This is a genomic window from Geomonas sp. (assembly GCF_035254065.1).
Taxonomy (GTDB): Bacteria; Desulfobacterota; Desulfuromonadia; order Geobacterales; family Geobacteraceae; genus Geomonas.
Genome location: NZ_DATFBA010000156.1, coordinates 1 through 9,828 on the forward strand (window position 1 = coordinate 1; position 9,828 = coordinate 9,828).

Here is a 9,828-nt window from a genome sequence, read left to right on the forward strand (position 1 = left end):
GTCGAGCTGGAGGCGCGCATCCACGAACTGGCGGGAGGCCCCTTCAACATCAACTCCCCCAAGCAGCTGGGGGAGATGCTCTTCGTGCAGATGCAGCTGCCGGTGGGGAAAAAGACCAAGGGGAAGACCGGCTGGTCCACCAATGTGGAGGAGCTGGAGCGGCTGGCCGATGAGCATGAGGTGGCCAAGCTCCTTCTGCAGTACCGGAGCATCTCCAAGCTCAAGTCGACCTACACGGACGCGCTTCCCAAGATGGTCGATCCGGTCACCGGCCGGGTGCACACCTCCTACAACCAGGCGGTCACCAACACCGGCAGGCTGTCGTCGAGCGAGCCCAACCTGCAGAACATCCCGGTGCGCGGTGAAGAGGGGCGCGGCATCCGGCGTGCCTTCGTGGCGGAGCCGGGAAGCCTGGTGCTCTCCGCCGACTACTCGCAGATCGAGCTCCGCGTGCTGGCCCATATGTCGGGCGACCCCGTGCTCCGGGAGGCCTTCGCCCTGGGCGAGGACATTCACCTGCGGACCGCGGTGGAGGTGTTCGGGATGTTCCCGGAGATGGTCACCCCCGAGATGAGGCGCCAGGCGAAGGTGATCAACTTCGGCGTCATCTACGGGCAGGGAGCCTTCAGCCTCGCCAAGGAGCTGGGGGTCACCCCCAAGCAGGCCAAGGCCTTCATCGACAGCTACTTCGAGCGGCACGCGGGCGCCCGGAGCTTCTTGGACCACTGCATCCGCGAGGCCGAGATGTGCGGCTTCGTGACCACCATCCTGGGTCGCAGGCTCTCCATACCGGACATCGCCAGCAAGAACGGCAACGTGCGCGCCTTCGCCCAGCGAAACGCCACCAACTACCCGATCCAGGGATCGGCGGCCGACGTCATCAAGGCCGCCATGATCGCGGTCACCCGCCGAATGCGCGAGGAAGGGGTGAAGAGCCGGCTGATCATGCAGGTGCACGACGAACTGGTCTTCGAGGTCCCGGAGGCGGAGCGCGAGCTGATGGAGGAGCTGGTGAGGACCGAGATGGAGAACGCGCTGCCGCTCGCCGTGCCGCTCAAGGTCGATCTGAACTTCGGCAGGAACTGGAGCGAGGCACACTGATTGAAGGCTCGCAACGAGCTGTAGGGGCACCCCCGTGGGTGCCCTTTTTTTGTGCTCTGGGCCCCTACCGCTCGCCGTTGCGCCCCACCTTTTCCGCTGTAGACTGGTCTAGATTGCGTCCAGCCGGGGGAGGGCCATGTCAGGGGAATCGGCAGCATACGCCAAACAGTTCTTCGCCGGGCGGAGGGTGCGGCTCGCGGTACCGCTTGCAGAGGGGGCGCCCTTCCAGGAATGGGGGAAGGTCTGCTCGCTTGAGCGCGACCTGGTGGAGATCGAACTCTCCCGCGACTTGCTCCACCCGCAGGCCTGCCTCCAGCTCGGCCGCACCATCCACCTGAACCTCTTGGATGGCACCAGCGGCCTCGGCTGCAACGGCAGCCTGATCGCCCTGAAGAGGCCGCACCGCCTGGTGCTGCGCCTTTTGGACCAGGTCGCCCCCTACGAGCAGCGGGAGTTCTACCGCCAGGACCTCTCCCTTCAGCTGGACTTCCGGCTCCCCCCCTCCCAACTCCCGCAGGAGATACGGGAACGCTGGCGGCAGTGCCGCTGGGCCGCTGAGTTCGCCTCCCAGCTACCCGACCCGGGCGAGGCCCCGGAACTCGACTCACTCAGGAAAGAGATCCTGGCCGGGGTGGAACGAAGAGAAGCCGCCCCCCCGGTCGCGGTCAACATCAGCGGCGGCGGGATGCGGCTCAACATGAAAGAACGGCTCCACCCGGGGATACTGGTGGAGCTCGGTATCTACCTTCCCCCACCCCGAAAGGTGCTGGAGGTGGTCGGCGAGGTGGTGCAGGTTACCGCCTCCGCCGATCGCGACCACTTCAGCACCGCGCTCCGCTACCGGCTCATCGACGAGGCCGACCGCGACCGGCTGATCGCCTACATCTCGGCCCAGCAGATGTGGCAGCTTTCCCAGCAGCCGGTCAGGCCGGCAGCCCCCGCCCCGGCTCCCTACCAACCCTCGCTCGGCGCCCGGCGCCTGGCGGTCGGCCTGCTGCTATTGACCGCCTTCCTCGGCTGCCAGGTCCGCTCCACCCTGGTGGCCCGCGAGCGGGGCGAGAAGCAGGAGATCGCGCGGCTCTTCGACCAGGCCATGCTGGAGTTCCTCAGGCAGCGGAAGTGACCATCTCCATGGCGTCCTCGATCATGATCTCCAGCTCGGCCAGCAGTATCTCCTTGATACCCATCGCCTGCGCTTCCACGGTGGCGGCCAGCATCAGCTGGGGGTCGGGGTTGCCGGCGATCCCGAGCTTCCGGCAGGTGTTGTCCACCAGGCGCACCAGGCTCAGCAGCACGTTGTTGGTGTCGGCCTGCTCCTTGTGGTGGTCGCGGACGATGGTGCAGTAGACCTCCGGAAGGTTCCATTTCTGCAAAAGCGCGTACCCTGACTCGGTGTGCATGGCGCTCATGATCTCCGTCATCAGCTCCCGCGAGGGGGCCCCCTTCCCTTCCTGCTCCGCCAGGGATATCCCCTCCATCACCTTGAGGATCAGCAGGTTGCCGATGTCGTGCAGCAGGCCGGCGATGAAGGCCTCCTGGGCCAGCTGTTTGTAGCCGGTCTTCTCGCTCAGCCACCTCGCGCCGATGGCCGAGCCGATGGCGTGCTTCCAGAGCTGCTGCGAGTGGCTCTTGATGTCGGGGACCGTGAAGCTGTGGTAGCTGTTCTGCTGGGAGGCCAGCATGGCCACCGAGGCGATCTCCCGGGCCCCCAGCCGCACCACCGCCTCGGTGATGGTGGTCACCTTGGCCAGCCCGCTGAACATGGCCGAGTTGGCGAGCCTCAGGATCTGGCTGGTCAGCGCCTGGTCCTTGATGATGAGCCCCACCACCTGCTCGATGGTGAAGTCCTTGGCCGCCAGCACCGACTGCAGCTTGAGGGCGATGGGGTGGAACATCGGCAGGTTGAGGGTTTCCGACTCCAGCTGCTCCCTGATCACTTCGACGAACGGTCGTGTCTGCATCGCTCATTCCCCCAAGAGTCGCCGGATCTCGGCGATCGGACGAGGCTTCCCAATCCTGGGCAGCATCCTGACCACATCCTGCAGTGAAACGATACCCCTGGCCGCCTTGCAGAGCCCCGACTCCAAAAGGGTCACCAGGCCGGTGGTTTCCGTGGAGATCTTGCGGATCTCGTAGGAGGTCTTCTTGGAGAGGATGGCATCCTTCACCATCTCGTTCATGATCAGCACCTCGAAGATGCCGATCCTGCCGTGGTAGCCGCTGTAGCGGCATTTGGCGCACCCCTTGCCGATCCTGAACTCCGCGCCGGCCAGCTCCTGGTGGCTGTAGCCGATCCTGCGCAGCTCAACCGGGGTGGGGAGGTAGCTCTCGCTGCAGGAGCTGCAGACCCGGCGCAACAGCCGCTGGGAGAGGACGCAGACCACGGTGGAGGCGATCAGAAACGGCTCCACGTTCATGTTCATCAGGCGCAGAAGGCCCCCCACGCTGTCCTCGCTGTGGAAGGTGGTAAGCACCTTGTGGCCGGTGAGCGCCGCCTGGATGGCGGTATCGGCCGAGAAGCTGTCGCGGATCTCCCCCATCACGATGACGTCCGGGTCCTGGCGAACGATGTGCCGCAAGGTCTCCTCGAAGGTGACCCCGATCTTCTGGTTGATGGAGCACTGGGCGATCCCCTCGATCACGTACTCGACCGGCTCCTCGGCGGTGACGATGCAGGTGTGCAGGTTGTTCAGGTAGTGGACGCAACTGTACAGGGTGGAGGTCTTGCCGCTGCCGGTGGGGCCGGTCACGATCAGCACCCCGCTCGGGGTGTCGACGGCATCGTCCATGAAGCGGTCGAGCATGCGCGCGGGCATGCCGATCTCCTTGAGGTCGAGCAGCTGCTCCCCTTTCTTGCTGAGCAGCCTCAGCACGATCTTCTCCCCGTACACCGTCACGTAGAAGGAGACCCGCATGTCCAGGATTACCCCGCTTTTGGCGCTCTCGTAGCAGATGCGGCCGTCCTGGTGGCGCCTCCGCTCGGCGATGTCGGCCTCGGCCATCACCTTGATGCGGCTGGCGATGGGGAGCGCCAGCTCCTTGGCGAAGTCGCGATAGAGGTTGAGCATGCCGTCGCGGCGGAAGCGGACCCTGAGCACGCCGCGCATCGGCTCGATGTGGATGTCGCTGGCCCGGTCCTTCAAGGCCTCCTCGAAGATGGAATTCACGATACCGGTCACCGTGTGCTCGTCGGTGGCCGGCCCCTCCCCCTGCACGATGCCGCGCTTCAGGGTGGTGAAGGCCTCCCTGATCCCCTTGTGGGTGGCGATCGCGAAGATGGTACCGGCACCGAACAACTTCTCGGCGGTCTTTCTCCCTTCCATGTTGAGGGGGTCGGCGATGGCCACCAGCACCGAGCCGTTTTGCTGCCTGACCGGGATGAAGCTGTGCTGCGCGACCCAGTGGGGCGGCACCTTGGCCAGCAGGCCCCGGTCGATCTCGGCCGCGTCCAGATCGAGATAGGGGTAGCCGAGCTGGAAAGCGATCACCTCGGCCAGGGTGTATTCCTCGATGAAGCGCTGCTCCACCAGGATCTCGCCGAGCATCTTGGAATTGTCGGTGTCGCGCTGGATGCCGAGCGCCACCTGCAGTTCGGCCGGCTTCAGGTAGCCAAGCTCCACCAGCAGCGCCCCCAGCTTGACCGAGACGATGTTGCTGCGCAGGGTCTCCCGAAGCTGCTCGGTGCTGAAGAAGCCCAGCTCCAGCATGACCGCCACCAGGGTCGGCTGGGAAACGAGCTTCCCCTTCACCCGCTGCGCGTAGCGCAACTGCTCATCGGTGAGATGGCCGGACCTGAGCAGCAAGGTGGCGATCTCCAGCCCGGAATCGGTAGCTCCCTCCTTGCGGTCGGCAAGCCGCCCGCCTGCTTCGCTTACCATGGCCCTCCCCCCCCCGCTTGGACTGACACCCCCTTCGCATGACGCCCCCGGCTAGAGACTCCTCATTGACATCCCCCGGGAATTTCTGTAGTATACCACGCCCAATTGGAGGGAGCTAATGCGCGCCACATTGTGCAATAGGCACCCCTCCCCTATGTCAAGGAACCTCCCCTCGCCGTTCACGCCCCGGCTCACGACGGAAATTTTTTCATTGAAACATCCACCCCACAGGCAATAATTACAAGTCGGGCCCCCACCGACCAGGCCGGGGGCCCACTTCAAACCGGAAGGAGCAGCTATGAAGGGACGTCGTATTGGCATGTTGGCGGTGTTAGCTCTGGCATTGTCCGGCTGCGTGACCAGCGGGACCTACCACCAGAAGGAGCTGGAGGCCGAGGGGCTAGCCAAGAACCTGCAGGAGCAGCAGACCGCCTATGGCAAGCTGCAGGAGGAAAACAGGCAGCTCAAGAAGGAGGTGGAGGCCCTGAAAGGGGACCTCTCCGCCATGACCGGCGAGCGGGACGCCCTGTCCGCCAGCAAGAAGGGGCTCGAAGAATCGCTGAAGACCACCTCGGACAGCAAGAACCGCCGGATCGGCGAACTGAGCCAGAAGGTGACCGACCTGGAAGAGGAGAACAAGAAGCTCAAGGACGAGAAGAGCCAGCTGCAGGCCCAGCTGACCCAGATGCAAAAGCAGAAGGAGATCGAGGTCCAGAAGACCAGCAAGACCTACGAGGACCTGCTGGAGCAGATGAAGAGCGAGATCTCCAAGGGCGAGGTGACCATCTCCGAGCTGAAGGGGAAGCTGACCGTCAACATGGTGGAGGCGGTCCTCTTCGCCTCCGGCCACGCGGAAGTGAAGCCCGAGGGGCTGGAGGTGCTGCAGAAGGTGGTCGACATCCTCAAGAACATCAAGGACAAGTCGATCAGGATCGAGGGACACACCGACAACATCCCGATCGTGGGAGGGCTCGCCAAGCGCTACCCCAGCAACTGGGAGCTCTCCGCCGCGCGCGCCATCAACGTTACCAAGTACCTGCAGCAGCAGGGGATCGACCCCTCGCTGTTGGCGGCGGTGGCCTACGGGCAGTACAAGCCGGTGGCAGCCAACGATACCGACGAGGGGCGGGCCAAGAACCGGCGTATCGAGATCGTGCTGGTCGCCAAGGAGTAGGCGAATTTAACTGACAGGAACAGGCCATGAAGAAGAAAGAGAAGCCGAAACCAAAGGAGAAGGAGTTCTCCGTCTCTCCGTTCAAGGCCTTGAAGGGGGTCGCCCTCGCGGGGGGCGATCAGCAGAAGGAAAGTGCCGGGAAATCGGGAGCGCCGCAGGGGAAATCCGCGGCCTCCTCCGCCAGGCAGCCTGCGCCCAAGGCCAAACAGGCGGCGCCCGCCAAGCCCGCCAAGACCAGGGAGGAAATGGAGGAAGATCTCCTCTTCTTCGAAGCGATGGCGGGGGTGCAGCGGATCGGCTCCGCCCCGCCCCCTCCCGCACAGGTCAAGGCCCAGGCGGAGGCGCGCGGCCAGCGTAACGCCGAGGACGACCAGCTGTTCATGAAGGCGATCGAGGCGCTCAAGATCGACGTCCGCTTCGCCGACCAGCTTCCCGAGCAGGATGAGCGGCCCCACCCGGTGCCGGTCAACCGGTTGCGCCAGGTCAGGCGCGGCACCATCCGCATCGACCTGCAGCTCGACCTGCATGGGCTGACCAAAGACGAGGCGCTGGAAAACCTCGACCGCTTCGTGCGCGGCGCCTATAACCGCGGGCAGAAGGGGGTGCTGGTGATCACCGGGAAAGGGAACAACTCTCCCGGCGAGCCGGTGCTCAAGGCGGCGGTAGCCGGCTGGCTCAGGGAAACCGGCAAGGGGATGGTCTCCGAGTTCGTGCAGGCTCCCCAGGACATGGGTGGCGAAGGCGCGGTGGTGGTCTTCCTCAAGGAAAAAAAGGCGGAGCCGGAACCGGCTGCCTAGCCTTGAATAGGGACGAGAGAGCACGCTAAACAGGGATGGAGAGGATAAACGGGATGACTGTGCTCATGCCGTTTGCCCCCTTCATCCCTGTTGTTTTCCAACACTCTGACCTGTCTGACCAGACAGAAGGTGTAGTGAGGCAAAAAAAGTTACCGGAGGGTGGCAGTGAGCGAAGGACCGTACCGCATCGGCATCGACCTGGGGGGGACCAAGACCGAGGGCATCCTGCTGGACCCGGCGGGGGGCGTCCTGTTCCGGAAGCGGCGCGCCACCCCGCTGGCGGAGGGGTATGAGGCGGTGCTCGCCTCGCTAGCCGAACTGGTGCGCGAGGCCGCCTCCGCTTGCCCCTGCGGCAGCCGCTACTCGGTAGGGATCGGCATCCCCGGCTCGGTGGATGCCGAAAGCGGGCTGGTACGTAACGCCAACTCCAACTGCCTGATCGGGCACCCGCTGCCGGCAGACCTGGAGCGGTTATTGGGACGACCGGTGCAGGTGAGAAACGACGCCGACTGCTTCACCCTCGCCGAATGCCGGCAGGGTGCCGGCCAAGGCTACGGACTGGTCTTCGGGGTGATCATGGGAACCGGCTGCGGCGGCGGCATCTGCATCGACGGCGTGGTCAGGGAGGGTCCCCACCGGATCTGCGGGGAATGGGGGCACATGTCGGTCGACCCCCACGGAGCCCCCTGCTACTGCGGCAGCCGGGGGTGCGTGGAGACCAAGATCAGCGGCTCCGGCGTGGAAAGGGCCTTCCAGGCCCGCTTCGGGGAGAGACTCCCCATGGACCGCATCGTGGAAGGGGCCAGGGCCGGCGAGCCGCGCTGCGAAGAGGTCTTCGAGACCTTCCTAGAGGACTTCGGGCGCAGCCTCGGGGGTATCATCTCCATCCTCGACCCCGACGCGGTGGTCTTGGGAGGCGGGCTCTCCAACATCGAGGAGCTCTACGGCGCCGGCCTCGACTGGGTCCGTCGCTACGTCTTCCACGAGGCGCTGCGCACCCCCATCCTGAAGAACGCCTTGGGCGACTCCGCCGGGGTGTTCGGCGCCGCCTGGATCGGCGACCAGCGTTGATTGTATAAAGGAGGCCGTCTGCTATAGTTTGGGGCAACGGAGGTCTGACATGGACGCGCACAAACCCCAGAAGGTAAGGCTCAGATATCGCTGCAGTTTGCAGGACGGACGGATCTGCCACATCGGTGAGGGGGAGACCATGGAGTTCTGGCTGGGCGCCGGCCGAATTGCCCCCACCCTGGAACGCGCACTGGCCGAGATGCAGCCGGGAGAGCGGCGCCTCGTCCGGATCCCCGCCGCGGAAGTGCCGCTGATCCCCTTCTCCAAGGAAAACGAATCCCCTCCCGGCATCTCCTACGAATTCGGCCCCGGCGATGGCGGCGATGTCGAGGAGTACATCCCCCAACGCCCCCGGCACCCACGGGAGGAGATCCCCGCCGACAGTGACGTCGACCTCGAGATCCAACTGCTGAGCGTCGGAGAGCCGGCGTCGGAATAGCGCCGGCCTCTACATCTTCGCCTTCACACTGTTGATCTTGTCTTCCATGCTCTGCAGGCGGTCGGTTCTCGTCCCCACCTTGATGGTGGTGGTGACGCGGGGGGCGCCCATCTGGTGGATGACCTCGTGGCAGCGCTTCACCGCCGCAAAGACCTCGTCCCACTCCCCCTCGATGTTGGTGCCGTAGGAGTGCAGTGCCGTCTTCAGCCCGGCCTCCTCCAGCACCTTCTGGCAAGCCGCGATGTAGGGGGACAAGGAAACACCCACTCCCAGCGGTACCACACACAGATCAATCATAACTTTCATAGTGATTATTCTCCTTTCCTGTTCTTGTTCTGCCTGTCCGGAACTATCTGCGCCGCCTCCCGGCGCTGCAAGGCAAAATCACGCCCCCGCCTGGTCGTCTGGCTGCGGATCTCGCAGCTGTTGACAGATGGAAGCGACCAGCACCGCCACCCTTCTCCTGGTGTTCTCCCCCTGCCTCGCTCTCCTCTCCGCGCCGCCCCCGGCGCAAGCTACGGCACCGGCAGCGGCAATCGGGTGGCCGTCGGCATCGCTTCGGATCGTGGAGAGTCCGCGCAGGCCGGGGTGCTTTATGAAGACCATGCGCGGGCGGTGCCGCAGCCGCAGCAGCGGCGCCAGCGCTTTCGCCCTCCCGCCGCAGAAGATGACCAACTCGACCACCTCGTCAAGCTCCCGCTTGAGCCTCTCCACGTTCTCCGGCGCCAGGACCTCCCGCACGCCCGCCTCCGTCCGCCCCGTCCTCTCCCGGTATTCCACCTCCGGCCAGGCGTTGGTGATGGTAATGTTCTCCCGTGTCAGATCGTCGCGGCCAAGGGCCTCGCCAAGCAGCGCCAGCAGGAGCTCCAGGTTTCTTCCGGTGGCCCGGGCGGCGGGGTAGCCGGCTGCTTCCTCATGACGCCCCGGGCAGGAGAAGACAACGCCGACCCTGTTCAATCTGCCGACCTGCAGGTGCACCGATCTTTCTCTATCGGGAGAGATTTCCATAGTGCTAGATAATGCCCCAGCATCGATTTTTGGCAAGGGCGATCCTGTTCTTGATCAATGCCCGCCTCTTGTTGTCACAGCGTCTTCGCTGTGACTTTCTTCGATGTCGAAGGGATGACGGAGGACTGCCCAATCCCGTGCACGACCTTGCCTTTCCCATTCCTGCGACTAGACTTTATGGATACCATCACTACCAAAACCAAGGGGGAATCCATTAACAGAGGGAGGGACGGTGACAATGCGAAAGAAGAACTTCATATCGACGGTCTGTGCTTGTTCCCTGTTACTGTGCGCCATCGCGCTGATCCAGCTGGCCGCCTGCGGAGGCGGCAGCAGCGGAGGCGGAGGCGGGGCGGTCCC

General features: G+C 64.6%; 10 protein-coding genes. 6 read left to right on the top strand and 4 right to left on the bottom strand.

The annotated features are described in order from the left end of the window. On the top strand, positions 1-1,101 hold a 1,101-nt coding region (locus VJ604_RS07505; RefSeq protein WP_324081222.1), incomplete at its 5' end, for a DNA polymerase. 136 nt (positions 1,102-1,237) lie between these two features. Next, a complete protein-coding gene (locus VJ604_RS07510; RefSeq protein WP_324081224.1) occupies positions 1,238-2,224 on the top strand; it encodes a PilZ-like domain-containing protein in 987 nt (328 codons plus the stop codon). Here the strand turns inward: VJ604_RS07510 and VJ604_RS07515 are convergent. Beyond that, the gene (locus VJ604_RS07515) at positions 2,208-3,062 is read right to left on the bottom strand and encodes an HDOD domain-containing protein (RefSeq protein ID WP_324081226.1); all 855 of its coding nucleotides are present in this window, start codon (positions 3,060-3,062) and stop codon (positions 2,208-2,210) included. The genes VJ604_RS07510 and VJ604_RS07515 overlap by 17 nt on opposite strands. A gap of 3 nt (positions 3,063-3,065) precedes the next feature. Then, on the bottom strand, positions 3,066-4,979 hold the full coding sequence (locus VJ604_RS07520) for a GspE/PulE family protein (RefSeq protein ID WP_324081228.1): 1,914 nt from the start codon (positions 4,977-4,979) through the stop codon (positions 3,066-3,068). Between the two features lie 298 nt (positions 4,980-5,277). Here VJ604_RS07520 and VJ604_RS07525 point away from each other — a divergent pair, with 298 nt between their 5' ends. From VJ604_RS07525 to VJ604_RS07540, 4 genes are all read left to right on the top strand, one after another. Further along, on the top strand, positions 5,278-6,153 hold the full coding sequence (locus tag VJ604_RS07525) for an OmpA/MotB family protein (RefSeq protein WP_324081230.1): 876 nt from the start codon (positions 5,278-5,280) through the stop codon (positions 6,151-6,153). 26 nt (positions 6,154-6,179) lie between these two features. Further along, the gene (locus tag VJ604_RS07530; protein WP_324081232.1) at positions 6,180-6,950 is read left to right on the top strand and encodes a Smr/MutS family protein; all 771 of its coding nucleotides are present in this window, start codon (positions 6,180-6,182) and stop codon (positions 6,948-6,950) included. A 165-nt stretch (positions 6,951-7,115) separates the two neighbouring features. Then, positions 7,116-8,021 (top strand): ROK family protein, encoded by a 906-nt coding sequence (locus VJ604_RS07535; protein WP_324081234.1) that lies wholly within the window; start codon positions 7,116-7,118, stop codon positions 8,019-8,021. Positions 8,022-8,070: 49 nt separating this feature from the next. Then, complete coding sequence (locus VJ604_RS07540) at positions 8,071-8,460, top strand: FKBP-type peptidyl-prolyl cis-trans isomerase (protein WP_324081236.1); 390 nt, start codon at positions 8,071-8,073, stop codon at positions 8,458-8,460. Between the two features lie 9 nt (positions 8,461-8,469). Here the strand turns inward: VJ604_RS07540 and VJ604_RS07545 are convergent, their stop codons facing one another. Beyond that, positions 8,470-8,766: an MTH1187 family thiamine-binding protein gene (locus tag VJ604_RS07545; protein ID WP_324081238.1), complete on the bottom strand. Its 297-nt coding sequence runs from the start codon at positions 8,764-8,766 to the stop codon at positions 8,470-8,472. 78 nt (positions 8,767-8,844) lie between these two features. Further along, the gene (locus VJ604_RS07550; RefSeq protein ID WP_324081240.1) at positions 8,845-9,468 is read right to left on the bottom strand and encodes a hypothetical protein; all 624 of its coding nucleotides are present in this window, start codon (positions 9,466-9,468) and stop codon (positions 8,845-8,847) included. Between the last annotated feature and the right edge of the window lie 360 nt (positions 9,469-9,828).

Excerpts from the sequence above, each read along its gene's own strand:
- VJ604_RS07525 (WP_324081230.1), top strand. The coding sequence starts at position 5,278 with ATGAAGGGACGTCGTATTGGCATGTTGGCGGTGTTAGCTCTGGCATTG.
- VJ604_RS07550 (WP_324081240.1), bottom strand. The coding sequence starts at position 9,468 with ATGGAAATCTCTCCCGATAGAGAAAGATCGGTGCACCTGCAGGTCGGC.
- VJ604_RS07520 (WP_324081228.1), bottom strand. The coding sequence starts at position 4,979 with ATGGTAAGCGAAGCAGGCGGGCGGCTTGCCGACCGCAAGGAGGGAGCT.
- VJ604_RS07545 (WP_324081238.1), bottom strand. The coding sequence starts at position 8,766 with ATGAAAGTTATGATTGATCTGTGTGTGGTACCGCTGGGAGTGGGTGTT.
- VJ604_RS07515 (WP_324081226.1), bottom strand. The coding sequence starts at position 3,062 with ATGCAGACACGACCGTTCGTCGAAGTGATCAGGGAGCAGCTGGAGTCG.
- VJ604_RS07530 (WP_324081232.1), top strand. The coding sequence starts at position 6,180 with ATGAAGAAGAAAGAGAAGCCGAAACCAAAGGAGAAGGAGTTCTCCGTC.
- VJ604_RS07510 (WP_324081224.1), top strand. The coding sequence starts at position 1,238 with ATGTCAGGGGAATCGGCAGCATACGCCAAACAGTTCTTCGCCGGGCGG.
- VJ604_RS07540 (WP_324081236.1), top strand. The coding sequence starts at position 8,071 with ATGGACGCGCACAAACCCCAGAAGGTAAGGCTCAGATATCGCTGCAGT.